Origin of the sequence: Acinetobacter sp. ANC 7912 (assembly GCF_039862785.1) — a bacterium.
Lineage (GTDB): Bacteria > Pseudomonadota > Gammaproteobacteria > Pseudomonadales > Moraxellaceae > Acinetobacter > Acinetobacter thermotolerans.
In genome coordinates, this window is the sequence record NZ_CP156795.1 from 2,389,386 (window position 1) to 2,413,931 (window position 24,546).

At 43.1% G+C, this 24,546-nt stretch carries 23 protein-coding genes, 2 pseudogenes and 1 other annotated feature; of the genes and pseudogenes, 8 read left to right on the forward strand and 17 right to left on the reverse strand.

Annotated elements, in window-relative coordinates; genetic code table 11:
• Positions 1 to 14: 14 nt before the first annotated feature.
• Together apbC and ABEF84_RS11835 are read right to left on the reverse strand one after the other, a co-directional pair.
• Positions 15 to 1,274: an iron-sulfur cluster carrier protein ApbC gene (apbC, locus tag ABEF84_RS11830; RefSeq protein ID WP_347453026.1), complete on the reverse strand. Its 1,260-nt coding sequence runs from the start codon at positions 1,272 to 1,274 to the stop codon at positions 15 to 17.
• 283 nt (positions 1,275 to 1,557) lie between these two features.
• Positions 1,558 to 2,178, reverse strand: a complete 621-nt coding sequence (locus tag ABEF84_RS11835; protein WP_347453027.1) for a hypothetical protein — start codon at positions 2,176 to 2,178, stop codon at positions 1,558 to 1,560.
• 315 nt (positions 2,179 to 2,493) lie between these two features.
• Here ABEF84_RS11835 and metG point away from each other — a divergent pair, with 315 nt between their 5' ends.
• Positions 2,494 to 4,554 (forward strand): methionine--tRNA ligase, encoded by a 2,061-nt coding sequence (gene metG, locus ABEF84_RS11840; protein WP_347453028.1) that lies wholly within the window; start codon positions 2,494 to 2,496, stop codon positions 4,552 to 4,554.
• A 65-nt stretch (positions 4,555 to 4,619) separates the two neighbouring features.
• On the opposite strand, the gene ABEF84_RS11845 is transcribed toward metG, so the two are convergent.
• Positions 4,620 to 5,468 carry a restriction endonuclease gene (locus ABEF84_RS11845; protein ID WP_347453029.1) on the reverse strand — a complete coding sequence of 283 codons (849 nt, stop codon included), beginning with the start codon at positions 5,466 to 5,468 and terminating at the stop codon, positions 4,620 to 4,622.
• Positions 5,469 to 5,575: 107 nt separating this feature from the next.
• On the opposite strand from ABEF84_RS11845, the gene ABEF84_RS11850 reads away from it, so the two are divergent.
• On the forward strand, positions 5,576 to 6,547 hold the full coding sequence (locus ABEF84_RS11850; RefSeq protein ID WP_347473684.1) for an MBL fold metallo-hydrolase: 972 nt from the start codon (positions 5,576 to 5,578) through the stop codon (positions 6,545 to 6,547).
• 49 nt (positions 6,548 to 6,596) lie between these two features.
• A pseudogene (locus ABEF84_RS11855) lies at positions 6,597 to 6,881 on the forward strand (transposase); the annotation flags it as partial.
• 38 nt (positions 6,882 to 6,919) lie between these two features.
• Here the strand turns inward: ABEF84_RS11855 and ABEF84_RS11860 are convergent.
• Positions 6,920 to 8,139 (reverse strand): IS3 family transposase gene (locus ABEF84_RS11860; protein WP_347454761.1). Its coding sequence is split into 2 segments (ribosomal slippage): positions 6,920 to 7,863 and positions 7,863 to 8,139, totalling 1,221 coding nucleotides; the frame shifts between segments, so codons are not numbered across the junction.
• Positions 7,748 to 7,864 (reverse strand) — a sequence feature (AL1L pseudoknot). It overlaps the preceding gene by 117 nt.
• Before the next feature lie 48 nt (positions 8,140 to 8,187).
• On the opposite strand from ABEF84_RS11860, the pseudogene ABEF84_RS11865 reads away from it, so the two are divergent.
• Positions 8,188 to 9,237, forward strand: a pseudogene (locus tag ABEF84_RS11865) (transposase); the annotation flags it as partial.
• Positions 9,238 to 9,289: 52 nt separating this feature from the next.
• On the opposite strand, the gene ABEF84_RS11870 reads toward ABEF84_RS11865, so the two are convergent.
• Positions 9,290 to 9,913, reverse strand: coding sequence for a LysE family translocator (locus tag ABEF84_RS11870; RefSeq protein WP_347453031.1), 624 nt, complete (start codon positions 9,911 to 9,913; stop codon positions 9,290 to 9,292).
• A gap of 104 nt (positions 9,914 to 10,017) precedes the next feature.
• Complete coding sequence (locus ABEF84_RS11875) at positions 10,018 to 10,206, reverse strand: NF038215 family lipoprotein (protein ID WP_347453032.1); 189 nt, start codon at positions 10,204 to 10,206, stop codon at positions 10,018 to 10,020.
• Between the two features lie 180 nt (positions 10,207 to 10,386).
• Here ABEF84_RS11875 and ABEF84_RS11880 point away from each other — a divergent pair, with 180 nt between their 5' ends.
• On the forward strand, positions 10,387 to 11,259 hold the full coding sequence (locus ABEF84_RS11880; RefSeq protein ID WP_347453033.1) for a pyridoxal-phosphate dependent enzyme: 873 nt from the start codon (positions 10,387 to 10,389) through the stop codon (positions 11,257 to 11,259).
• Here ABEF84_RS11880 and ABEF84_RS11885 read toward each other — a convergent pair.
• Positions 11,256 to 11,585 carry a hypothetical protein gene (locus tag ABEF84_RS11885; protein WP_347453034.1) on the reverse strand — a complete coding sequence of 110 codons (330 nt, stop codon included), beginning with the start codon at positions 11,583 to 11,585 and terminating at the stop codon, positions 11,256 to 11,258. The genes ABEF84_RS11880 and ABEF84_RS11885 overlap by 4 nt on opposite strands.
• Positions 11,586 to 11,767: 182 nt before the next feature.
• Here ABEF84_RS11885 and ABEF84_RS11890 point away from each other — a divergent pair, with 182 nt between their 5' ends.
• Entirely contained in the window at positions 11,768 to 12,967 is a 1,200-nt protein-coding gene (locus tag ABEF84_RS11890; RefSeq protein WP_347453035.1) for an NAD(P)/FAD-dependent oxidoreductase, read from the forward strand.
• Positions 12,968 to 12,995: 28 nt separating this feature from the next.
• On the opposite strand, the gene ABEF84_RS11895 is transcribed toward ABEF84_RS11890, so the two are convergent.
• The 7 genes from ABEF84_RS11895 to eat all read right to left on the reverse strand — a co-directional run bounded on the left by ABEF84_RS11895 (position 12,996) and on the right by eat (position 19,787).
• Positions 12,996 to 13,148 (reverse strand): hypothetical protein, encoded by a 153-nt coding sequence (locus tag ABEF84_RS11895; RefSeq protein WP_171077657.1) that lies wholly within the window; start codon positions 13,146 to 13,148, stop codon positions 12,996 to 12,998.
• A 128-nt stretch (positions 13,149 to 13,276) separates the two neighbouring features.
• Positions 13,277 to 13,465, reverse strand: coding sequence for a hypothetical protein (locus tag ABEF84_RS11900; protein WP_034583550.1), 189 nt, complete (start codon positions 13,463 to 13,465; stop codon positions 13,277 to 13,279).
• Positions 13,466 to 13,533: 68 nt separating this feature from the next.
• Complete coding sequence (locus ABEF84_RS11905) at positions 13,534 to 15,369, reverse strand: mechanosensitive ion channel (RefSeq protein ID WP_347453036.1); 1,836 nt, start codon at positions 15,367 to 15,369, stop codon at positions 13,534 to 13,536.
• Positions 15,370 to 15,576: 207 nt separating this feature from the next.
• Entirely contained in the window at positions 15,577 to 15,978 is a 402-nt protein-coding gene (locus ABEF84_RS11910; protein WP_404798898.1) for a hypothetical protein, read from the reverse strand.
• 128 nt (positions 15,979 to 16,106) lie between these two features.
• Positions 16,107 to 16,922: an ethanolamine ammonia-lyase subunit EutC gene (gene eutC, locus ABEF84_RS11915; RefSeq protein ID WP_034583541.1), complete on the reverse strand. Its 816-nt coding sequence runs from the start codon at positions 16,920 to 16,922 to the stop codon at positions 16,107 to 16,109.
• Between the two features lie 9 nt (positions 16,923 to 16,931).
• The gene (locus tag ABEF84_RS11920; protein ID WP_347473685.1) at positions 16,932 to 18,317 is read right to left on the reverse strand and encodes an ethanolamine ammonia-lyase subunit EutB; all 1,386 of its coding nucleotides are present in this window, start codon (positions 18,315 to 18,317) and stop codon (positions 16,932 to 16,934) included.
• Between the two features lie 27 nt (positions 18,318 to 18,344).
• Positions 18,345 to 19,787, reverse strand: coding sequence for an ethanolamine permease (gene eat / locus ABEF84_RS11925; protein ID WP_347455941.1), 1,443 nt, complete (start codon positions 19,785 to 19,787; stop codon positions 18,345 to 18,347).
• 152 nt (positions 19,788 to 19,939) lie between these two features.
• Between eat and ABEF84_RS11930 the strand changes: the two genes are divergently transcribed.
• Positions 19,940 to 20,362 carry a hypothetical protein gene (locus tag ABEF84_RS11930; RefSeq protein ID WP_347455278.1) on the forward strand — a complete coding sequence of 141 codons (423 nt, stop codon included), beginning with the start codon at positions 19,940 to 19,942 and terminating at the stop codon, positions 20,360 to 20,362.
• Positions 20,363 to 20,516: 154 nt separating this feature from the next.
• Here ABEF84_RS11930 and ABEF84_RS11935 read toward each other — a convergent pair whose 3' ends face one another.
• Positions 20,517 to 21,278, reverse strand: coding sequence for a ferredoxin--NADP reductase (locus ABEF84_RS11935; protein ID WP_347455279.1), 762 nt, complete (start codon positions 21,276 to 21,278; stop codon positions 20,517 to 20,519).
• Positions 21,279 to 21,363: 85 nt separating this feature from the next.
• On the opposite strand from ABEF84_RS11935, the gene gigC reads away from it, so the two are divergent.
• Positions 21,364 to 22,245: a LysR family transcriptional regulator GigC gene (gigC, locus tag ABEF84_RS11940; protein ID WP_034583531.1), complete on the forward strand. Its 882-nt coding sequence runs from the start codon at positions 21,364 to 21,366 to the stop codon at positions 22,243 to 22,245.
• A gap of 44 nt (positions 22,246 to 22,289) precedes the next feature.
• Here gigC and ABEF84_RS11945 read toward each other — a convergent pair whose 3' ends face one another.
• Both ABEF84_RS11945 and ABEF84_RS11950 read right to left on the reverse strand, forming a co-directional pair.
• Complete coding sequence (locus ABEF84_RS11945; RefSeq protein WP_347453003.1) at positions 22,290 to 23,594, reverse strand: IS4 family transposase; 1,305 nt, start codon at positions 23,592 to 23,594, stop codon at positions 22,290 to 22,292.
• 108 nt (positions 23,595 to 23,702) lie between these two features.
• Positions 23,703 to 24,443: an excalibur calcium-binding domain-containing protein gene (locus ABEF84_RS11950; RefSeq protein ID WP_347453042.1), complete on the reverse strand. Its 741-nt coding sequence runs from the start codon at positions 24,441 to 24,443 to the stop codon at positions 23,703 to 23,705.
• Positions 24,444 to 24,546 lie beyond the last annotated feature (103 nt).

The following is a 24,546-nucleotide window of genomic DNA, read 5'->3' on the forward strand; positions in this document are numbered from 1 at the left end:
TCGGATTTTACTGATTAGAAAATACGAGTTTTATCTTTTTCTGCTTTTGGTAATTTTGCTGCAATTTTTTCTGCAATTTCCATATAACTATCTGATGCTTCATCACCTGCGATGACTGACGGCGTACCTTTGTCAGCATTTTGACGGATGGTTGCGTTCAATGGCAAACGGCCGAGTAATGGAATATGGTACTGCTCTGCCAGTTGATCACCACCGCCTGTACCAAAGATCTGTTCTTCATGACCACAGTTCGAACAGATATGGGTCGACATATTTTCAATCACGCCCAAGACTGGAATCTGCACACGGTTAAATAGCTCAATACCTTTGGTTGCATCTAGCAGCGCCACGTTCTGTGGAGTCGTCACAATCACGGCACCAGTCACCGGAATTCGCTGTGCAAGCGTCAGCTGGATATCACCTGTACCTGGTGGCATATCGATCATCAACACATCCAGATCTGGCCAAAGGGTCTGGTTAAACAGCTGCATCAAGGCACCTGTTGCCTTAGGCCCGCGCCAAGCCACAGGCGTATTATTGTCACCCGTTAAATGACCAATAGAGAGTACCGCCATGCCATAAGCATCCAGTGGAACAAACTGCTCAGCTTCGATCATTGGGGTTTTGCCTGCATTACCCAGCATGGTTGGAATACTTGGACCGTAAATATCCGCATCCAGCACACCGACACGCAAGCCTAATTTTTTCAGTGCCAAGGCCAGATTCACAGTTGTGGTTGATTTGCCCACACCACCCTTGCCGGAAGACACTAGAATCACATTCTGGATACGCGGGTGTTTTGGCACGTCACGCTGTTGTGGCGCAGCTTTCTGGATTGGCGGATTATTTGGATCAGCTTCTGCAGCTTGAGCGGTATTGCCTGAAGCATCGACCACTGGCGGAAGATTAGATTTTGGTGCAGCATTTTCTGGCTGGCTGGAACAGCTTTCACCTTCAGCATGATGATGGCCACAACCACCTGCTTTATGACCGGTTTTCTGCTGGATCACATGCATATTCAGTTCTTTAATACCGCATTTTTCCAAAGCATCCGCAAGTTCATCGTGAATCTGTTGTAGCTGTTCTTTTTCTTCTTGATAGGTATTGATAGTGATTTGGAGAATCTCGCCCTGTACATTGACCTGAGTAATGCGGTCTTTCAAAGCATTGTTGGAATTTGGCAAGGTGTAGTTTTGCAGTACGTTCTGCACAGCTTCTTCGTTCACCTCCTTGGAAGGCGAAAAAACCGATTTAAGCGAAGAAAGCCACGACATAGGTTACTCCAAAAATATAGATAGACATCTGAATAGCTTAGTTTAACGGTGTTTTAGCTTCAGGTTAAGCATTCCGTTTCAGAAGTTATCCCAATATCTATTATTTCCAAGTAATTTAGTTGGTTTTAAAGTATTTCTTAGAATAAATTTAATTCAATATCCAAAGTCAAATAATGAATTTCAGGATTTTTATAATAAAAAATTTAAGTTTCGCTTGGGCGACAGCTACATATTCATAAAGCGCCCCCAAGCTCAGGATCATTGTTATTTTTTAAAAGAAGATCTATTTGGATTGATCAGCCGAATTCTGATCACTTTTGGACTTGGCATCTTGTTGCTGATTGCTGCCTTCTGCATCATCTGATTTGGACTGCTGTTCTTTCTTCATCTTGTTCAGGGTATCCGTCGCCATCTGTTTCAATTCGCTGAGCTTGGTGGTTGCTTCATGAACCAGATCGGTAATCTTCTGTTTGGTATCTTCCAGTCTATGGATGGCTTCATCTTTAAGATAAGTCATACGATCCTGTTGATCCTGACCATTGGCATGTTGCTGTTCTGCTTTGCTATTTAATCTTTGCGCTGACTGTTTTGAATCATTGGCTTCGCCGTTCTGCTTGGCTTCAGGTTTACCATTTTTCAGCTCATTCAGAATCTTTTCACCTTTTTGTAAAAGCTCTTCACCAATCGCAATGGCTTTGGCTTTCAAGTCATCCATCTTGGTGGTTTCAGTTTTTTCATCGGTATGATGTTTCTGAGTATTTAATACTTCCTGATGCTCTTGATTATGCTGTTTATCGATTTCATTTTGCTTGAGTTCTTTTTCCATCTGATCATTCGCTGCATGAGCGTGTTGTGGTTTGTCCTGATTCTGCTTTGAAGTACTGTTCTGGTTTTGTTGAGTCATGAGGTACCCTCCTAAGGTCATTCATATAATTATTCAAACCGCTTTTTTAGCACAAAGCATGCAAGGATTCGGACGAAGTAAGCAAACTGCAACAAAGCCTGTACATGTTGTTGCTATTGCTTGCAGGAGATTGCATGAGCCTAACTTCATCAGATTTTCAACTAGGAGATTAACGGCAGATCTCGAGCTGTGTATTTTGAATATTCAAGGTATTTCCCAAGTTGCATTTCGGCCAAAGCATTTCTTTGTAATCCCCTCTGCATCATGTAAAATTATGGCCCATTGCATAATGAATACGAATGAGAGAGTTAATCCGTGCGTAAAATCCTAGTCACCAATGCCCTTCCCTATGCCAATGGACCAATCCATATGGGCCACTTACTCGGCTATATCCAGGCTGATATTTGGGTACGTGCCATGCGCGCGATGGGCCATGATGTGACCTATGTCTGCGCGGATGATGCTCACGGTACAGCGATCATGCTGCGTGCCGAAGCGAATGGCATTTCTCCAGAAGAACAGATCGCCAATGTTCAGAAAGAACATATTCGTGATTTTGACGGTTTTGGCGTGCATTTCGACCACTACGATTCAACCAATAGCGATACCAATAAAGCACGTTCTCAAGAGATTTATCTGAAGAATCGTGAAGCGGGCAACATTGCCGTGCGTCCTGTGACCCAGCTGTTCGATCCTGAAAAAGGCATGTTCCTGTCTGACCGTTTCATTAAAGGCACATGTCCAAAATGTAAGGCGGAAGACCAGTACGGTGACTCTTGTGAAGTATGTGGTACAACTTATAACGCAACTGAGCTGATTAATCCGAAATCAACTCTAAGTGGCGCAACACCAGTTGAAAAATCATCAGACCATTACTTCTTTAAACTGCCAAACTTTGGTGAATATTTACAGAAATGGACCCGTGATGAAGGCCGTCTGCCAGTATCCATTGCCAACAAACTAGATGAATGGTTCGATGCCGGTCTGGCGGATTGGGATATTTCCCGTGATGCGCCTTATTTCGGTTTTGAAATTCCAGATGCACCAAATAAATATTTCTACGTTTGGGTAGATGCACCAATCGGCTATATGTCGAGCTTTGAAAATTACATCAAGACCAAACGTCCTGACCTGAGCTTTGATGATTTCTGGAAAAAAGATTCTGAAAATGAAGTCTATCACTTCATTGGTAAAGACATCGTTTACTTCCACGCCCTGTTCTGGCCTGCAATGCTGGAAGGTGCGAACTACCGTACTCCAACCGGTTTATTCGTGAATGGCTTCCTGACCGTGAATGGTCAGAAAATGTCGAAATCACGTGGTACATTCATTAAAGCTGAAACCTATTTACAGCACCTGAACCCTGAATACCTGCGTTACTACTTCGCCTCTAAACTTTCAGATAAGGTTGAAGATTCTGACCTGAATCTGGATGACTTCGTGCAGAAAGTGAATTCAGACCTGGTAGGGAAAGTGGTGAACATTGCCAGCCGTTGTGCGAAGTTCATTAACACCAAGTTTGACAATAAACTATCTGCAACTTGTGCTGAGCCTGAATTGGTTCAAAGCTTTATCGATGCGGGTGATTCGATTGCCAAAGCATACGAAGCACGTGAATTCTCGACTGCGATCCGTGAAATCATGGCGCTGGCGGATCGTGCCAACCAGTACATTGATGAGAAAAAACCTTGGGCATTGGCGAAGATTGAAGGCGAAGAACAACAGGTTCACGACGTATGTTCAGTCGGGATCAACCTGTTCCGTCAATTGGCTGTTTACCTGTCTCCAGTATTGCCTACTTTGACTGCTCAGGTTCAGGACTTCCTGAAACTGGAAAGTTTTAACTTTGAATCTCGCAAGCAAATTCTGGTTGCACACGAAATTGCTCAGTTCCAGCCATTGATGCAACGTGTTGATCCAAAAGCGGTTACGGCAATGGTGGACGCATCTAAAGAATCTTTGGGTGCGCCTGCTGCTGAACCAGCAAAAGCTGAGAAGAAAAAGGAAAAAGCCAAAGAGAAGAAAGCTGAGCCTAAAGTCGGTGAAGCTGAGATCATTACCATTGATGACTTTATTAAAGTCGACTTACGTGTCGCTGAAGTTCTGGATGCTGCAACCGTTGAAGGTTCTGACAAGCTTTTACAACTCACTTTAAATGTCGGTGAGGCTGAACCACGTAATGTGTTTAGTGGCATTCGTGAGTTCTACAAGCCTGAAGACCTGAAAGGCAAACTGGTAGTGATGGTGGCTAACCTGGCACCACGTAAGATGCGTTTTGGTATTTCAAACGGTATGGTACTGGCGGCTGGTAATGGCGAAGGTGTTTGGGTGATTTCACCTGAATCGGGTGCTAAACCGGGTGATAAAGTTTCTTAAGATTTTGATCTAAGATGAGAAAGCCTCTACTTTGTAGGGGCTTTTTTTAATTTTAAATAGATAGCTTATTTTGAACGTAATTTTAGAAAATCTTGAATAACTTGTTGAATATTCTCACCTTCTACTCCTTTCATCGATTGAGCAATTTCATACCAAGTTTTTTGATTGAGATCAGGATCAATTAAATTAGGTTCAAATACCCCATCTTGCATCATTTTATATTCTGCCTTTAAAAGTCTTTCATCTAGCCAATTAAGATTTAGATTTAACCATTGAATTAGTTCAAAAAAATCTTCAGCTAAATCATTTCCAACTTTTTCTACCATATGAGTTTGTAAATCAATTGGATACTTATTTATTTTTGCTTTTTCTAAAATATCAAATACTATCATTAAAAGTTGAGCACCTGAAAAACATCCAACTTCATAAATTTCACCTCTCAAACCATAATCTTTTCGGATTCTTTTTTCATGTGAGAAATACCTAATATGGAGCAATCTTGCTCTACGAACATAAGTATCAAGAATTTCGTTCTGAATGTAACTCTTACTAAGAGTAACGAATTCCTCAAAGGTATATAGTTGAATATTGGTATTTTGACATGCCTCGATTGCTCCTGACTGAAATCCAACTTGTGAAATAATAAATCCTTTATCTGCCCCAATATCATCAACAATTGTTCTTAAAGCTAATACTTTTTCCTTTGGAATTTTTGTTTGCCAATATTTAGCTTCTATCACCCACTTAATATTAGTTCCTAAATATTTTGAAGTTACATAAACATCTAAATCATGTTCTGTCCTTACACCTGTTATTGTTTTGTTTGTTTCAGCTTGCACACCTAAACTTCTAAAATGTTCTGCAATTCTTTCCTGAAAATTAAACCATTCTTTTTCCATAACGCCATTATTCATATCAAATTTCAATTATTTATACATTGTTTCAATTAATATATTAACCCTACAAAAAAAATTCCTATCATGGTAGAAACAATCTATCCCTTAAAACCTAAAAGAAACCCATGAAAACCATAAAACCTCTATTCCTCGCACTCGCCCTAAGCACCACAACCATCACGACTCAAGCAGCTGAACCAACACCTATCCCAACGCAAAAACAAGTCGCGGGCTACTACCATCACCAAATTGGCAATACCCAAATCACCGCACTACTTGATGGTACAAACTACTTAAACCCGTCCATGTTTAAAGGCTTGAGCGATACCGAAAAAACCGAAATTCTCAAGAAATATCATGCCGACCAAGCTAAAGGCATTCAAACCTCAGTCAATGCCTTCCTCATCAATACAGGTAATCAACTGCTCATGGTCGACAGTGGTGCTGCTAGCTGCTTTGGTACACATTTAGGTTCCATCTATAACAATCTCAAAGCATCAGGTTATCAGCCTGCACAAGTGAATGACATTTTCCTGATACACTTACATCCTGACCATGTGTGTGGCATTTCAAATAATGGCGTAGCCAATTATCCAAATGCCACCTTACATATTTCCAAGACCGAATATGACTACTGGCTGAGTCCAAATACCGTCAAGAAACTACCGAAAGACAAACAGGAAGGTTTCTTAGGCACAGTAGAGAAAATTAAAGCTGCCATTGCACCCTATGAAAAAGCCAAAAAAGTGAAAGTCTTTTCAGATAAATCTTTAGCTTTTGGTGGCGTGGAATTTAAACCGTCTTTTGGTCATACGCCGGGACATTACAGCTTTAAACTGAAAGCAGATGGACAAGAAGTAGTATTTATTGGTGATATCGTGCATTCACATAGCTTGCAATTCGACAAACCTGAAACTGCTATTGAGTTTGATGTTGATTCCAAGACTGCTGTTGAAACGCGTCTAAAACATTTTGCTGAATATGCCAAAGCGGGTCAGCTGATCGCGGCACCACATTTGCCTTTCCCAGGACTTGGTTATATTTATTCGAAAGATAACAAGAGCTATCAGTGGATTCCGGTACATTTTAAGGATTAATTTCAATGAAAGCCTTCTCCCTTTGGGCATAGGTATCTACACAATTTCCATGTTTTGCGTTAAATTGAAGAGCATGCTCTTCAATTTTAACATCTCTCGCTTAGATCAGCGCCTTGTCAAACGTTACAACAACCTCGTTCAACTCAATATGAATCCTCTTGCTTCACTTGCTCCTGCAATCAAAGATATTGCCTCTGCTCAAAAAAATAGTTTCACAACGACGCAAGCTGTATGGCGGTTTTTAAATAATGATAAAATCTCATTTAAACAATTAAATGAACCTATTCAAAAACTTGCTTGTGATCAGATTAAGACATCGCTGCATCGTTATGCTGAACCGTACCGGGTTTGTCGGAGACTTTTTTATTTAAGTTAGGCCACCTGACCTAACGGGTTAATCTTATCATAGTACATTGCTTCAAACTCAAAAGGCGACTTGTAACCCAGTGCACTGTGTACACGCTTTTTATTGAACCAATCTACCCAGTTTAGTGTCGCAAGTTGTACATCTGCTAAACCTTGCCAATCTGCTTTTAGATATTCAATCACCTCTGTTTTGTATAAGCCATTCACCGTTTCAGCCAAAGCATTATCGTATGAATCACCAGTCGTACCGACTGATGCTCGTAAATTTGCAGCTTCTAAACGATTGGTATAGCGAATGGAAAGATATTGCACACCTCTGTCGGAATGATGAATCACATTCTTTGGCATGCCTCGATCGTGCAATGCTTGCTCAAGTGCATCGAGTACCATATCTGTATTCATCCGTGTAGATACTTTCCATCCAACAATTGCTCGTGAGAACACATCAATAATAAAGGCGGTATAGACCCAGCCTGAATGAGTTTGAATATACGTAAAGTCACTCACCCACAGTTGGTCAGGATGATCAGCATTAAAATTACGTTTCACTAAATCATCTGCTCTTTTTTGATCATCTCGGTTACGGGTGGTTTGTTTATTCTTACCACGCCAAACACCTTGTATACCTAGCTTCTGCATCAATCGAGCAACTGTACAACGTGCGATAACATAACCTTCACGTTTCAATTGTTGCCAGACCTTACGCACACCATATCGACCTGAACTTTCTTTCCAAATTCGTTTAATTTGTTCAGCATGATACTCATCATGTAGATCTCGCTTTGCTCGATGTTCTGGATTGTCAGCGAGATCTAAAGTTCGGTAATAGGTTGAAGCTGCGATCGGTAAAATCCTACAAATCGCATCAACACCATATAAGTCTTTATTGTTATGGATGAAATCCACCATTATTTGTGTGGGCGGTCGAGCTCCGCCTGGGCGAAAAAAGCGGCTGCTTTACGTAGAATTTCATTGGCACGCTTTAATTCTTTAATTTCACGTTCCATTTGCTTCATTTTTTCTTGATCAGATATCTGTTGTACTTTAATAGGATTTTGCTGATCTAAATGCTTTTGATGCCAGGCACGAAGTGTTTCAGGAGTACAACCAATCTTAGGCGCAATTGCTGTGATTGCAGCCCAATTCGATGGATAATCTTTTTCAGATTCAATCAATAATTGAACCGCTCTTTCTCTGATTTCAGGGGTATATTTTAATTTTGTCATCGGGGTAGTCTCTCAGAATATTGACTCTCCGACAAACCCGGTACGGTTCATGCTTTAGTTATTCATGATTGGTCACAAATCCAATATGTGACACATCGTAATAAAACCCAAAAACTCCAAAGGACACATCAGTACGACTCAGGCTATGAATTACAAACGAGCTTACTTGTTGATGCTGCTTCTGGACTACCTGTTGCTCCATTAGCTCAGACCCTTTCTAGTGCTTCAGGTTGCTATTCGACATTCAATGAGCAACAGACCGAACGTAAAACCCATTTAGACTCCCTTTCTGAACAAATTCAAAAAGTTGAACAGTTTCCTCTTGATAAAACCTGCGTACATATTATTGATCGTGAAGGAGATTCCATTGCTCATCTCAGGGAATTAAGCAGTCATGGTTTTCAATGGCTTATTCGAGCAAAGGAAGGAAATCGGATTGAGCATCAGGGTGAAATATGTAAAGTTGGAGAAGTTGCTGAACGTATCGAAATACAGCAAGTGAAACCCATTTCTTATAAGGGTAATCAACATATGCTTTATGTTGGAGAAACCAATGTTCGGCTTACCCGTGCTGCAAAATCAAATAAAAAAGATTGTTTAGGTCAAAGAGTTGCTCCTCAGAAAGGTGCTGCAATTGAGGCTAGACTGATTATTGCGGTGGTTAAAGATATTAATGAAAAGACAGTTGCAAGATGGTCATTGATCAGTAATGTACCAACTGAGATTACCGCAGTAGAACTGACGACTTGGTATTACTGGCGTTGGTCAATCGAATGTTATTTCAAACTTCTCAAGCAAGCAGGCCATGATATTGAGTCATGGCTTCAGACTACGCCAGAAGCGATTTTAAGGCGTTTGCTAATCAGTTGTATGGCTTGTGTGTTGACGTGGAGAGTACAGCGTTGTACAGATGAACAAAATCAGAAAGTCCGTGCATTTTTGACTAGACTTTCAGGTAGACAACAGAAAAGAGGCAAGGTAGAGAGTGCGCCTGCCATATTGGCAGGACTCTCGATTTTACTAAATACTCTTCAACTGCTCTCAGAATATTCAATAGATGAACTGAATGAAATCGCAACTATTGCACTAGGTACCTAAAGATGTGTAGATACCTATGCCCTTTGGGAGAAGGTTGGATGAGGGTGAAAGATTATTTCATCCCAAAAATCAGCTTTAAGCCCAAGGCTGTCATCACAGCTCCAGCCGCACGGTCAAAACCCGCTTTAAACTTCAAATACACACGACGTGGTTTTTCTGCGGATAATGCAACTGCTACCAGTGAACACCAGCCTGCATCAATAAAGAAACACAGGATTGGCAACACCACATAGAAATAAGTCGGAATCTCTTTCGGTAATAGCGCAGTAAAAATACTAGCCAAAACAATAGCAATCTTTGGATTTGACAATTGAGTAATCAGACCTGTGGTATAAGCACGGCGCAGTGACATTTGCGTAGTGGTTTCATCATCCGAGCTGATCGGCTCTTTGGCATGTTTAATAATTTTAAATGCCATCCAAAGCAGATAAATCCCACCACAAATTTTTAAAGCCAGATAGGCAGACGGTACCGCCAGCAAAAATGCCTGCAAGCCAAGTACAGCTAGCATACCAAAAATGGCAGCACCAGTACCGGTTCCTAGAGCAGTGAATAGGCCATGCTTACGTGAAATCGCAATCGAATTTTTCGCAACATAAATCGATGTCGGTCCAGGGCTCATTGCACCTAGCATTAAGGCAAAGGCAATCGAGCCCAAAATCAAAAATGATTCCACAATACAACTCAGCTAAATCTTGATTGCGCTATTCTATGCAAAATGCAGCACGAATGCTGCATTTTTATGGTGCGGAATCTGAACTTTAACTAATAAATGTTCAGTTAACGCTGCTGAATATCCTGGGCAATAATTTGGGGTTGTGGCAGGCGATAATCGCGATCATGCACCGGCACACCACCAATGATCATAGTTCGGGCTTCAGCAGTTTTGGGCCGATTAATCTGATCATTATCACAGGCTGCTAGGCTACTCAGGAATATGGTTAATAGTAAATAGGATAGTTTTTTCATTATGCTACCCTCTTCCTTATATATTCTTAAGTCTAGATTAGCACTTTATGTTTAATTTTCATGCAATTATTTTGTGACAAGCTGCATCTTAAAGTAAGCATTTTGCTTGGAGAATAAAAGCTGGTTTCAGGATGCTATAACTTCGTTATACTGCGCTGACTCATCACTTTCCTGCTGATTATGTTCGATTCAATTGCCCAGAAAATCATAGATCAGACTGTAAATATTCACGGCATGCCAGTCACGATTCGCCGGCTGGATCTGGTACATCCAAAAATTTCGGGAAACAAGTTTTTTAAACTGAAATATAACTTTCTGGAAACACAACGTCTTGGTTATCAAAAACTACTGACTTTTGGCGGTGCTTATTCCAATCATATTGCAGCCACGGCGTTTGCTGCACATGAGTTTGGCTTTGCTAGTGTCGGCATTATTCGAGGCGAAGAACTCAAAAATAAGTCTTTCAATCCAACGCTACAAACCGCACAAGACTTTGGCATGCAGCTGCATTTTGTCAGTCGTGAAGATTATCGACGTAAGCAGCATCCGGAATTTCTGGCAGAACTGCAGCAACAGTTTCCAGAGCATTATGTGATTCCAGAAGGCGGTACCAATAGTCTCGCCATTCGGGGCTGTAAAGAGATTCTTAAACCTACCGATGCCGAGTTTGATGTGATCTGCTGTGCGGTTGGCACCGGTGGAACGATTGCTGGCCTGATTGAAGCTAGTCAGGATCATCAGCAGGTGTTGGGTTTTTCAGCGCTTAAAGGTTCATTTCTAAATGATGACGTTGCCAAACTGACGTCAAAACGAAACTGGCAAATTATCGACGACTACTGCTGCGGCGGTTATGCCAAAACTACATCTGAACTGCTCCAATTTATTCAGGACTTCGAAGCTGAACATGGCATTCCTTTAGAGCAGGTCTATACCGGAAAAATGCTCATGGGTCTGACTGACCTGATTCAAAAAGGTCATTTCCCTGCAGGTTCAAAAATTTTGGTGATTCATACTGGTGGCTTGCAGGGTCGAGATCCTTTACTGGATATCTAAACCATCGGCCCTACGGGTTGACCATTATTTAGTGCAATCAAGCCTTTTGCGAGTCGGTAAACATTCCAGACAAAGACAAAAAATAAAATTGCAAAGCCCACCAGTACCGCTGTTAATAGTCCGCCAATCAGATAACCAATCAGGCTCACCCAGAAAGTTCGAATCTGCCAGGTGGCATGACTTTCCAGCCAGGTGCCTTGCATTTCATTGCGTTTCCAGTAATTCATAATTACGGCAATAATCGGGGTCACGCCGACAAAAAATCCTAAAATATAAAGGATATAAGTAATCAGGTTATATTGTTTTAGTTTTTCTATATCTGCCATCAGTGAGTCTCCTTTGGCATTTTTATTGTGTCTCAAACTATATAAGCCATAAATGCTGAATACAAACGGGTTGCGATAGAGATTTGCTGGGAATCTGTAATTGAATTTGCAGCAGGATCACTAGAGAAAGCTCGGATAAAATTGTCTATAATGCTGTCCTTTTCTTCTCCCTTGAGTGTGTGATGTCTTCCAATCAATACGATGTTTTAGTCATAGGTGCAGGTGCGTCTGGTTTAATGACGGCGTATATGGCTGCGCAACGTGGTCGCAAAGTTATCGTAGTGGAAAAGGCCAACAAGGTCGGCAAGAAAATCCTGATGTCCGGTGGCGGTAAATGTAACTTTACCAACCTGTATGTCGAACCAAGTAACTATATTTCACACAATCCGCATTTTGTGATTTCTGCGCTAAGCCGTTATACCAACTGGGACTTTATCGGGCTGGTCTGTAAATACGGCATTGAGTATGAAGAACGCAAGCATGGTCAGCTGTTTACCTTAAATGGGGCCAAAGAAATTCTGGCGATGCTGCTCGCAGAATGTGACAAAACTGGTCTGGTGGACATCAAGACCAACTGCGAAGTTAAAGCAGTGAATGCTGTTGATGATCAAGGTTTCCAGGTTACAACTTCACTCGGTTATTTTGAAGTTGAATCTGTAGTCGTTGCTTCTGGAGGTCTGTCTATTCCTACCCTCGGCGGTTCTGGTATTGGTTATGAAATTGCCAAACAGTTTGGGCACCATGTTTACCCGACCCGCGCTGGTCTGGTGCCTTTCACTTTCTCGGATAATTTTAAGGAAGTCACCACCCGACTCAGCGGTAATGCTGTAGAAGCAACGCTGTCTAATGAATTAAACAGCTTTACCGAAGCATTGCTATTTACCCATCGTGGCTTGAGTGGCCCAAGCTCATTGCAGTTATCAAATTACTGGGATGTCGGTCAAAGCTTTAAGATTGATTTCCTGCCGGGTGAAGAGCTGTTCGATTTCTTTAAGTCTAAGAAACAGAGCCAGCCTAAAGTGCTGCTACGTACTTTATTGACTGAACATTTACCAAAAAGTGTTGTGGTTGAACTACAGAACCTGATCTGGTCTGAAGTAGCAGAAACCTCGATTGGCAATATTAGTGATGACAAGCTGGAACAGATTGCCAAACGCCTGCATGGCTTTGAAGTGAAGCCATCGGGAACTGAAGGCTACCGGACTGCCGAAGTGACTTTAGGTGGTGTGGATACAACTGAAGTGTCATCAAAAACGATGGAAAGTAAGAAACAGAAAGGCTTGTATTTTGTGGGTGAGGTACTGGATGTAACTGGGCATCTGGGTGGGTTTAATTTCCAATGGGCATGGTCGTCTGCCCATGCCGCATCAGAATATGTTTAATCAACGCACTATCTAGGAACGTTTTGAATTACTCCAGATAATCCGTCTTAAACAGAACAAGATTGGCCGTATTTTGCAAACGGTCAATCGTCAATTGCATTTTCTCTGCCGCTTCTTGCAGATAACTTGCAACTTCACCCTCTGAACCCATGTTTAAAACGTTTTTAAGTACTTTCAACATTTTATTGATCTCCATTTTATTGATCTCCATTTTATTTATCATTTATTATCCTTAAGCAAATATTAGACCAAATACTCTAATATTCATTTAAATATTACATGAAATAAAAATATAAACCAGTCTCAGCCTTATGATTTTTCTTGATTTTCTTCTTCAGAATCCGATGGTTCGGCTTGAAGATTAGGTTCAACAGGCTGCTCGTCCTGAATTTCGCTATTACCACTAAAAATAAAACGATAGGCCGCAGTCAGAAAGCCAATGGTAATCCCCGCAATCACTAAAGGTGCCACAATTTTATTTGGTTTTTTTATTTTCATGAATTGTTCCTCATCAGTGAACAAAATCGACCACCTAAAGGTGGCCGATTTTGAATGGTTTGAACAGGTTATTTCGGGTCATCTTTGTTTGGATGACTGTCCACATCAGGTTCATCTTCTCCGGTCGAACCAAATGGATTATTGGCAGGTGGATGAGTCGGATCAACCTTGAGCGCATCCGGCACAGCCTGATCCACATCTGGAGTGACCTGATCTACACCCGATGCTTCATCGTCCTGTGGCGCTGTAGTTAGCGTTGCAGGCGTACTGTTGGAAAGATCAGTACGCATCGGCGCATTGTCATCATTTCCCTGTCCTTGAGTAGACATCGTGGTTCCTCCAGAAGTCGATGTAGTTGAGGTAGTACCCGTCGTTCCAGCCAGACTGGATGTCAATCCTGATGCACTATCATCTTTGTTCTTTAATGGATTCGGTTCTTTTGCTTCGCGTTTCGCTTTATCGATCAGATCTGTCAATACACGTTCTGCCGGCTGACGACCACCCAGACCAAAGGCCAGTGCAAAAGCAACTGCCACAGAACCCAGGGTCAGACCGAAGGCCAGATTGACGATCGAATCGGCGATCCCCATGGCCCGCAGACCCATAGCAACTACAAGGCCCATAATCAGGACACGTACCAGATTGCCTAACCAGCGTGAACTGTTGTATTCACCTCGTTGGACAATATTCGCTACGATATTCGCCAGCCAGAAACCGATGACCAGAATCACAGCACCGAGCAAGATGTTTGCACCAAAATAGATGAACATCGCGATCAGGTCGCTGACCTGTTCAAAGCCAAGACGGTCTGCGGCTTCAGAAACAGCAAACAGCATGGTAAACAGGATGATCAGACAACCGACAACATAAGACAGTTTGGTTTGACCCAGGAAGCGTTGCAGATCCAGTTTTGCCGGAATTTCATCTACACCGGTACCCGCAACTAGTTCAGTGACCAGATTCGCTACCAGTTTTGCGACCACATAAGCCAGAATCAGAATCAGAGCCGCGGCAATGATATTCGGGATGGCATTCATCACCTCATACAGCATCGCTGTGGCTGGCTGTGAAATCGCCTCGATACCCAGTGCTTCAAAGGCAATGATCAGTGCCGTGATAATAATCACTGCAAAGATAAAGGTGCCAATCACCTGAATCACATTGGAGTTCTTGAACAGCCCTACTTTCTCTGCCTGCTGCTGCACATTCAGGCTACGCAGCAATCCTTCAACAATACCGCGAACAATTTTCGCCAGAATATAGCCGACAAAAATGATCACACCGGCGATAAAGATGTTTGGCAGATAACCCACGACATCGTTGACCATGTTCTGCACTGGATAGAGCAATCCGCTCAAGCCAAGAATCGACAGGACTATTGGCAGGAATAACAGCAGAATCAGCCAGTAGATAATTTCACTGATATTTTCACTGAGGGGCTTAACGCCGACTTCCGAGCTGAGTTTTTCATCCAGTTGCGTTCGATCCAGTAATTTTTGCAGTCCAACCTTGACCAGATTCGCCACAATCCAGCCAATAAAACCGACGGCGATCGCAGCCAGCAACTGCGGAATAAACAGCAAGAACTGCTGCAGCATGTTGCTGAACGGTCCGCTGACATTGGTCAGATTGAGGACATTCAGTGCACCAACCACCGCAATGATCAGAATGATCCAGAACACGACTCTGGCAATGATATTTTCAACATTGGAGCGATGCCCTGTAGCATGGCTTAACCGTTCATTGGTACCGAGTTTCTGCAGGACTTTTTTCACGCCTGCGGAGACCAGCAAAGCAATGACCCAACCGATCAGTAGAATGACCACTGCACTCAATATGGGATGAAACTGCTCCCAAAAGTACACGGCATCATAACCACCTGGGCCTCTTATATATTCGTTCATGTCATCCTGCCCTCTTTTAGTTTTACTGTCGTTATAAATAAGTATTTACAGACTTCTTATACGGGAGTTGTAAAACCTTTTTGTTGTAACTTTCTCACATTAGAAGTTGAAGTTTTTTTATTCAATTCAGTTATGCAGAACTACAACAAATCAGTACATTAGCTTGCAAAAAAGCCCTGATTGTTAACCAGGGCTTTAAGAGGGATTTTACTGTCCAGCAGTACGGCTAGTACCATCGCTACTAGTGCCGTCACTATCAGTAGCCACACCAACATCCATTCCGCCTGCAGTACCTTCTGCAGTGGCGTCAGTAGTACCAGTGACACCGCTTAAGTTCGCTGGTTGATCGAGATCCTGACTACGTCCTTCCCCAGCCTGAGCTGGAGTTGTATTATTCATAGTGGCAGGTTCAGCCGCGGGATTCGGATGATCTGGCGGCGCTTCTTTAGGTGCAGGTTTTATATCGGCGAACATATAAAACAGCAGCGCCAGCAGGAAGATACCCACTAAAATCAGAATATAGACAGGAATCCTTTTTTTCTGCCGTGTATCCTCATCATAGTCTGAAGGTGGTGTTTTGTTGAAATCATTAGCCATAACCAACCTCACTGTTGTTATTCACATATTTAGAATTTCATCTTAACAAGCTGATTTTTAAGTTGTGTGAAAAAACTAAGTGAGATGGTGACGGCATGTAAGTTTAAAAATTAAACAGAAATCAATTGTTATTTCAGGGTCTAAAACAGTCTTTTTTGTGGTTGATCCTGTACCGCAACCGGTGTTTCATGTTCATCTTTCAACTGCACACCGGACAGCTGTAACTGGCAGGATTTAGCCATTAATGCAATCAGGCGCTGAATCGCGAGTGGATAAGACAACCCGGCAGGACGCACATTGGAAATGCAGTTACGCAGCGCATCATGACAGCCTTTTACCGCATTATAGGTGTAATAAATACCCATACTGTCGGGTGAACTGAGGCCTGGACGTTCACCGATCAGCATCACCAGCATTTTAGCTTTGAGAATTTCAGCCACTTCATCACCCAGTGCCACCCGGCTGCCTTTGGCCAGAATGATCGGGGCAATCTTCCAGCCCTGTTCCTGACAGGCTTCGACCAGAGCGGGAATAAAATATGAGGCATTTTCTTCAATCGCGCGGGCGGAAAGCCCATCTCCAGCGACTATCACCACATCCCAATCATCCTTATGCTCGGCACGATAGTGTTGCAGCATGTTTTTGGAGGATTCGGAAAGCAATCGCCCCAGATCCGGACGTTTCAAGTAAATATCTTTTTCAACTGCCTGACTTTCTATTTCCAGTATCGGCAGGCCGATTTTATTCAGGCTTTGTTTTAAATGTTCCACATGGAACGGCTTGAGCACGGCATCTTTGGCCTGTGCATGCGCCAACTGAAACTCCAGACTCGGCTTGGTCGGCAAACTCCCGCCAGCACGCCCCAAGGCAATGCGCGCATCAGTATAGGATTTCAGTTTCTCCCAAGGATTGTCTTGTAGTCTGGAGTCATACTTGATATCTGGAACCAGTTTCATCCTACCTCCTTAAGATAACAATAATTGGGAAAAGTTTTTTGGCAGTTCGGTCGGCCAATGTAACTGATTGGCCTGCTGAGCCAGAATACCCTGCTGTTCCAGCCATGCGGCGAATTCTGGGGCAGGTTTCAGACCCAGCAACTGACGGATATATAGCGCATCGTGGAATGAGGTCGTTTGGTAATTCAGCATCACATCATCAGATCCCGGAATGCCCATAATAAAATTTAGTCCGGCATTTGCCAGCAAAGTCAGCAATACATCCATATCATCCTGATCGGCATCAGCATGGTTGGTATAGCAAATGTCACAGCCCATTGGCACTCCGAGCAGCTTGCCGCAGAAATGATCTTCCAAGCCGGCACGAATAATTTGCTTGCCATTATACAGATATTCCGGGCCGATAAATCCGACTACAGTATTGACCAGTAGTGGATTAAACTTGCGTGCCACGGCATAAGCACGTGCTTCCAGAGTCTGTTGATCTACCCCATGATGGCCATTGCTGGACAAGGCACTGCCCTGTCCTGTTTCAAAGTACATCACGTTCTGCCCCACTGTACCGCGTTTCAGACTTAAGGTGGCTTCGTAGCCTTCCTGCAACAAAGCCAGATTAATCCCAAAACCGGTATTGGCGGTTTGGGTTCCGGCAATGGACTGAAACATCAGGTCGATCGGAACATTTTTATTCGCCAGCTGAATCCCAGACGTGATATGGGTCAGCACACAGGACTGGGTTGGAATTTCATATTCATGAATGATGTGATCGAGCAATTTAAGTAACTCAGATAAATTCTGCAGATTATCTGTCGCCGGATTAATCCCGATCACCGCATCACCATTGCCATACATCAGGCCATCCAGAATGGAAGCCGAAATTCCCATCAGATCATCAGTCGGATGGTTTGGCTGCAAACGCGTGGCCATATGTCCTTCTAAACCGATGGTATTGCGAAACTGGGTGACTACACGGCATTTTTTAGCGACTAAAATCAGATCCTGATTACGCATGATTTTGCTGACAGCTGCCACCATTTCCGGCGTCAGCCCCATTTTTAAGGCTATCATTTTTTCAGTCGTGGCATCTTCACTGAGTAACCAGTTACGAAAATCTCCAACGGTAAAATGCGAAATCGGATAAAAGGCATCGGCATCGTGTTCCTCTAGAATCAAGCGTGTCACTTCATCCTGTTCATAAGGAATCAGTGCCTCATTCAGAAACTGTTTTAAGGGAACATCTGCCAGACACATCTGGGCAGCAACACGCTCGGTTGCATCATTGGCAGCAATCCCCGCCAGCTGATCTCCTGAGCGCTCTGGCGTTGCCTTGGCCATCAGGGTTTTCAGATCAGCAAAGATATAATGCTGATTGGCCACATTGATCTGATACAACATTCGCGTGTGCTCCCTTTGCTTGATGGTTTAACTCAGTTCTTTTTCTGCAGCTTCAATGCTGGCAAATTCTTCTTCCGGTGTACCGGCCACCAGATGATGACGGCTATACAACAGGAAGTAGAGAATCAGCACCACATAAATTGCAGCAGCCATCAGCCAGACTTTTGGATCGACCAGGAAGCCTGCCACCACTGCAATAGCAGCCAGCACCAGCGCAATCGAAGCTGTCGCAATACCGCCCGGTGCTTTATATGGACGTGCCAGATCTGTACGAGAGACTTTAAGTTTGATGTAGGACATCATCATCAACACATAAGAAATCGTCGCACCAAATACGGCCATTAGAATCAGCAGGTCACCTTCACCAGACAGTGACAGCAGGAAGCCGATAATACCCGGAATGATAATCGCCAGATGAGGTGCATGATTGCTGTTGGTCAGCGACAGTTTTTTCGGTAAATAACCGGCACGGGATAGTGCAAAAATTTGACGGGAATACGCGTAAATAATCGAGAAGAAGCTTGCGATCAGACCAGCAAGGCCCACGAAGTTCACAAAGCCTGCCATCCAGGTATTCGCGCCATAGACTGTAACCAGCGCATCGACCAGTGGCGCGCCAGAATCTTTAATGACATCGGCACCTGCAGCGCCCGGCCCCAGTAGCAGAATGCTTAAAGCAAAGAATGCCAGAATCAGCATTGAACCAATCAGGCCACGTGGCAAAGATTTCGCTGGATCTTTGGCTTCTTCTGCAGCCAGCGGCACGCCCTCAACTGCCAGGAAAAACCAGATCGCATACGGCACGGCAGCCCAGATACCCAGATAGCCCAGTGGCAGAAAGCTGCTTGCGCCTGGTGCTTCAGGATTGACTGCAATATTAAACAAGTTTGCACTATTAAAATGCGGCAGCATACCAAAGATGAACACCATCAACGCAACAGCAGCGATTGCCGTAATAATGAACATAACCTTGAGTGCTTCACCTGCCCCCTTCAGGTGTAAGCCCATAAAGATCAGGTAGCTGACCAGATAAATAATCCAGCCGCCAATACCAAATAGTGCTTCACAATACGCTCCGATAAAACAGGCAATGGCAGCAGGTGCAATCGCATATTCAATCAGGATGGCACTACCAGTCAGATAACCGCCAAACGGGCCAAATGCGATACGGGCAAAACTGTAGCCACCGCCTGCTGTCGGCAGCATGGTCGACATTTCCGACATCGCCAGACACATGCATAAATACATGAATGCCACCACAATCGTTGCGATGAACATGCCGCCCCAACCGGCCTGGGCCAGACCAAAGTTCCACCCAGCGAAATCCCCGGAAATGACATAAGCCACTCCTAGACCTACGAGAAGTAACCAGCCGACAGCGCCTTTTTTCAGCTGTCGCAGGGCAAAATAATCTTCTTGTTCTACAGTTCCGGTGACTCCAGTATCAATCACACTTTTTGACTCTGACATAGCAACCCCTTTGTTTTTCTCATTGTTGTTAGAAGGTATGCATAAGCCGTACCAGTTCCATCTGGGCTTTTATTTAAAGGAAGTTGAAGCGGTGCCCTATCGATAGGAAATGCGCTATAATCATCCACCTCCTATTTATACACCCGAGTTATATGGCGTATCGTCAACAAAGTGTATCGCTTGATCTTGACACTGACGTCACACATCAATGTGCCCTGCACTACACCCGTGATCAACATCTGATTGGAATTATTGAATTCAGCAAGCCAAGCTATCTGCTGCGCTGGCAGGATCTGGAATATTTCCGTCGTCGCACGGAAGAAATGTCTGTGATGCCATTTCCGGACTGCATTAATGCCATGATTATTGATGTGCGCAATGTAGCGGCCTGGCTCGACAATGACGTGCCGATCATTCCATGGCGTTTACTGGAAGAAGAATGTCCAGTGCGTCTAGTTGTGCCTGCAGAACGTATCGAACACTATGCCGGTTTCTTTGAACCAACTTGGCTCACCACCGATGTTGATACCGCGATTCACGAAATCCGTGAATTTATGGATATGTTTGTTCATTAAGTGACAATGATGAAAAAAACCTCCGTCGGGAGGTTTTTTTGTGCCTAAAACTCCTCCCTTTAAAAAAGGGAGGTTGGGAGGGATTTAATTTGAATTATTTCTTATTCTTGAATCCACCCCAACCCCTCCTTTAACAAAGGAGGGGCTTTTCTTATTACCAATAATTCTCCACCGCAATATTCCCTTCCCCACGGCGGTTCATGGTCAGGCCACGAGCTTTAAGAGCTTCTTTGGTATCTTCAACCATCTGCGGGTTACCACACAGCATCACATGGCTAGTTTCAGGATTAAACTGCATGCCAGCCGCTTTTTCCAGGTCACCATTTGCAATCAAAATTGGCAGACGTTCATGTAATGCTGCTTCAGGATCACGTGTAATGATTGGGATAAATTTAAAGCTGTTATGACCTTCGCCAAAGGTCTCGGCAATTTCCTGAATACGGTCAACATAGGCCAGTTCAGCTTGGGTTCGTACACTATAAACGAGGTTGATGTGTTTGTAATTATTCCAGGTTTCAAAGTCCTGCAGCATCGATAGAAATGGTGCCAGACCCGTCCCTGTGCCCAGCAACCAGAGATCATGCGGCAAAGGCAGTTGATAACGAGCAAGGGTCAGATAACCATAAGGAATCTTCTCAAGGTAAAGTTCATCACCCACCTTAAGATGTTGTAAATTCGAAGTAAATTTTCCTTCAGGAACAACGATTGAAAAGAATTCCAGAGTTTCATCGAAGGGAGATGACACGACTGAATATGCCCGAACCACAAGTTCATCACCGACTTTCAAGCCGATCCGTGCAAACTGCCCGGCGGTAAACTTGAAATGTGCGGGTCTGGTCATAGTGAAACTAAACAGCGTATTGGTCCAACGGTGTACAGATAAAACCTTTTCTAAGCTAAATTTTTCAATAGACATGATTCAAACGTGGCATCAAATACTGTGCTCATGTTAGCATGACAACATAATTTATTAATATTTTTTAAATGTTAAGGCTCTATTCATGCGCATGACTCTACGCCAGTTGGCTGTTTTTGTAGCAGTTGCTCAAGAAGGTACCGTCACCAAAGCCAGTGATGCAGTCAAACTCACCCAAAGTGCGGCGAGTATGGCTTTAGCAGATTTAGAAGATGGTCTTGGCGCGCCTTTATTCGACCGTCTTGGAAAGCGTTTACAGCTTAATGACTTAGGTCGTTTCCTTCTCCCACAAGCCCTTGAAATCCTTGGCCGTTGTGAAGCTTTCGAACAGGCAGCCAAAGGTGAATTGCAAAGCATCGACCTGCGTCTCGGTGCGACGTTGACCATTTCCGATTACCTGATGCCTGACCTGATGGCGGACTTCCTGAAAATCCAGCCACAAGCCCATCTACAGCTGCAAGTCGGCAATACCCGCCAGATGATAGAAGCGGTGAACCAGTTCCAGCTGGATCTCGCCCTGATCGAAGGTTCTTGTCACCTGCCACAGCTGCAATGTATCCACTGGCGTGATGATGAACTCGCGGTATGCTGTGCGCCGGATCATCCACTAGCACAACTGGATCGCCCATTAACTGCAGAAGACTTTAAAACAGTGGAATGGATTCTGCGTGAAGAAGGTTCAGGCACCCGTGAAGTCTTTGATAACGCGATTCTGCAAGACCTGCCCGATGCCAATATCCGCCTGACCTTAGGTCATAACGAAGCGATTCTGAAGATCGTGGCTGGTGGTCTAGGTATGTCCTGTATTTCCAAACTGGCGATTGAACCTTTACGTGAAAAAGGTCAGTTAGTCGTTCTGGATACACCATTCTGGTCGCTGACCCGTCCACTGTTTATGCTAGTACACCGTCAGAAATATCAAGGCCCAGGTCTGAAAGCCTTTATGAAATTCTGTGAAGATAAATAATCTTCTCTGAAATAAAAAAGCGCCTTAGGGCTAATGCCAGTCAGTTAAGAGATTGACTGGCATTTTTTTGGGTATTTCTGTGGTTTCCCTTTCACAACTCGTGGGTAGTTTCTACTTCTTTTTTTCGGTAAAACATACCTTTTAGATTTTTCCATTAAACTTTCTAGATGTTTAGGCAAATTGCCTGCGGAAGCCAAAGAATCAAACTTCAATAGGTTAAGGATAGCAATAGAGGTAATATGAAAGCTCATTCTCAAAGGACTGACTTTTGCACGTTGAGCCATATATTTCATTTGTCTTCTTAGAATATTATAGGCAATAAAGACTCCCCATAACTCTTGATAAATCAAGGTAGGTTGTTTACTCCTTAAATGCTTCCCTTCCTGTAAGTTACTCTTGATTTCTCGGTAACACATTTCTATTTCCCAACGCTGGGCATAGAGTTTTGCTAAAGCTAATAATGGATATCTCTTTGAATCTATTAGTGAAGTGATATAACGTCTAATCTTACCTGCCTGCTCAACCTCAATGAGACGTGCTTCCCAATAATCTCCTAAGGCTGGATTAAGTTTTTTAGCTCTTGTTGATATCGGCATTCTAATATGAAAGTCATGTTGCGAATTACGCTCCACAATCTCATACCGTAAATTATCTTTTGCACGCATAAGCCAATGACTTTCTTCTGCACGTTTTTGCCACCCGATGAGAAAATCTGCAGAGAAATAGGCTCGATCAAATAGGGTAATACTGTGTGAACAAGGAGATAATTGGCTTGCCAGTGTGAGTTCACCTTGATCCATACTGCCTATTTGAGCATCTATAATTTCATGGGTCGCGGTATTTACTAAGCAGGTTGCTCTCACTTGTGGATAAGGAGCATCAGCAGTTTTTCCTTTAGATGAACCAAAGTGTGCAAAATTCTCATCTGTATAAGGCATAGACCAAACAACACCATCAACAGCGCACACACTCAGACCGTGAAAGTTTGAGTATTGCTGCTGAGATTCTTCAAACCAGGCTTGGCTAAGTAAAGAAAATAGCGCATTTAAAGGTTCTGATCCTAAACGTTGTCGTGCTTGTACTACTGCGCTAGGAACACAATATTCTGTTGTACCAAATACAAGTTTTAGTTGTTCTACGACATATCCGATAGGTTGATTTCGAAATAAAGCGAGTCCAATGACAAGCCATACCACATGTTCAGCGGGTAACTTCCTTCTTCTAATTGATGCCTTACCTGTTTGATTCAGACTTTCCTCAATCCAGTTGAAATCAATAAATTCACTAAAATGGCTAAGTGAAGGTAAAGAATGTTGAAGGGTGCAATCTAAATTTTCAGATAAAGTCATAAAAAAAAATGAGCGTATTTACATACACTCATTTTTACTACATATTACTAATATTTGCTTAACTGACTGGCATTAGCCTTAGGGCGCTTTTTTATTTCATGACTACACTTATTTTTTCAACCAGCGAATGTCATTTTCACAGGGAACACCATTGCCATTATTGTCGAGTCTGGTTCCACGGCAATGACGCTGAAAATATAAAGCCTCTTCATAAGACCGCATTTCGTGGCAATATTTACGCTCATCACATTTAAATCGGCCAGAGGATACCGGTAATAAACCATTCAGTTTATCAATGCCTCGTGTCACAGTATCAGAGCGTTCTCTTACTGTGCCGTAAACTTTAGCATCCAAATTACGTTTTGCTTCTTCAGAAAGACCTCCCTCTTGCAAATCTCCCAAAGCAGCTCGTTGTTGATTAATGGCCTGTTGTTGTTCGCGTTGAAACTGCTCTGCCTTACGTTGTTGATAATTTTGGTAGCTACTTACGCTGGCGTACATAATTAAAGTGATACACAGAATTAGTAAACTTATCGCAGCAATAATGATCTTCTTTTGCCTAGTTTTCGGCTGTTCATAAAAATATATGCGGGCAGCATGTTGTATGCCTTTCAACTTAGCTTTAACACCTTGGGGAGGCTTAATCTCTGGGCGGACAATATCACTGGCATAGATATGTCCCTCATCATCATTAAAAATAAAATTCAGTTTTTCACCCACAGTCGGGGGGATATATCCCGTAGGCAAATCCGCAAGGCAATACAAAATTAAAGGATAACCTTCGACCTGAATATAGCCACATCGCTGTGTAGCGTTATAACTGATAATTTCCCCATCTAACCTTTTCATTGCTTTAATTCATTTTTGCTTTTTTCATGATTTTAATAAAAAAGAGGCAGATTTAAACTGCCCCCTGAAAAATGTATGTTTTAAGTCTAATTTAGAGGACGCT

Coding starts and splice junctions, on each gene's coding strand:
- ABEF84_RS11950 (WP_347453042.1), bottom strand. CDS start 24,443: ATGAAAAGGTTAGATGGGGAAATTATCAGTTATAACGCTACACAGCGA.
- ABEF84_RS11900 (WP_034583550.1), bottom strand. CDS start 13,465: ATGAAAATAAAAAAACCAAATAAAATTGTGGCACCTTTAGTGATTGCG.
- ABEF84_RS11920 (WP_347473685.1), bottom strand. CDS start 18,317: ATGTTGTATCAGATCAATGTGGCCAATCAGCATTATATCTTTGCTGAT.
- gigC (WP_034583531.1), top strand. CDS start 21,364: ATGCGCATGACTCTACGCCAGTTGGCTGTTTTTGTAGCAGTTGCTCAA.
- ABEF84_RS11935 (WP_347455279.1), bottom strand. CDS start 21,278: ATGTCTATTGAAAAATTTAGCTTAGAAAAGGTTTTATCTGTACACCGT.
- ABEF84_RS11885 (WP_347453034.1), bottom strand. CDS start 11,585: ATGGCAGATATAGAAAAACTAAAACAATATAACCTGATTACTTATATC.
- ABEF84_RS11895 (WP_171077657.1), bottom strand. CDS start 13,148: ATGTTGAAAGTACTTAAAAACGTTTTAAACATGGGTTCAGAGGGTGAA.
- ABEF84_RS11930 (WP_347455278.1), top strand. CDS start 19,940: ATGGCGTATCGTCAACAAAGTGTATCGCTTGATCTTGACACTGACGTC.
- apbC (WP_347453026.1), bottom strand. CDS start 1,274: ATGTCGTGGCTTTCTTCGCTTAAATCGGTTTTTTCGCCTTCCAAGGAG.
- ABEF84_RS11945 (WP_347453003.1), bottom strand. CDS start 23,594: ATGACTTTATCTGAAAATTTAGATTGCACCCTTCAACATTCTTTACCT.
- ABEF84_RS11835 (WP_347453027.1), bottom strand. CDS start 2,178: ATGACTCAACAAAACCAGAACAGTACTTCAAAGCAGAATCAGGACAAA.
- eat (WP_347455941.1), bottom strand. CDS start 19,787: ATGTCAGAGTCAAAAAGTGTGATTGATACTGGAGTCACCGGAACTGTA.
- ABEF84_RS11850 (WP_347473684.1), top strand. CDS start 5,576: ATGAAAACCATAAAACCTCTATTCCTCGCACTCGCCCTAAGCACCACA.
- ABEF84_RS11880 (WP_347453033.1), top strand. CDS start 10,387: ATGTTCGATTCAATTGCCCAGAAAATCATAGATCAGACTGTAAATATT.
- ABEF84_RS11890 (WP_347453035.1), top strand. CDS start 11,768: ATGTCTTCCAATCAATACGATGTTTTAGTCATAGGTGCAGGTGCGTCT.
- ABEF84_RS11875 (WP_347453032.1), bottom strand. CDS start 10,206: ATGAAAAAACTATCCTATTTACTATTAACCATATTCCTGAGTAGCCTA.
- ABEF84_RS11845 (WP_347453029.1), bottom strand. CDS start 5,468: ATGAATAATGGCGTTATGGAAAAAGAATGGTTTAATTTTCAGGAAAGA.
- ABEF84_RS11905 (WP_347453036.1), bottom strand. CDS start 15,369: ATGAACGAATATATAAGAGGCCCAGGTGGTTATGATGCCGTGTACTTT.
- eutC (WP_034583541.1), bottom strand. CDS start 16,922: ATGAAACTGGTTCCAGATATCAAGTATGACTCCAGACTACAAGACAAT.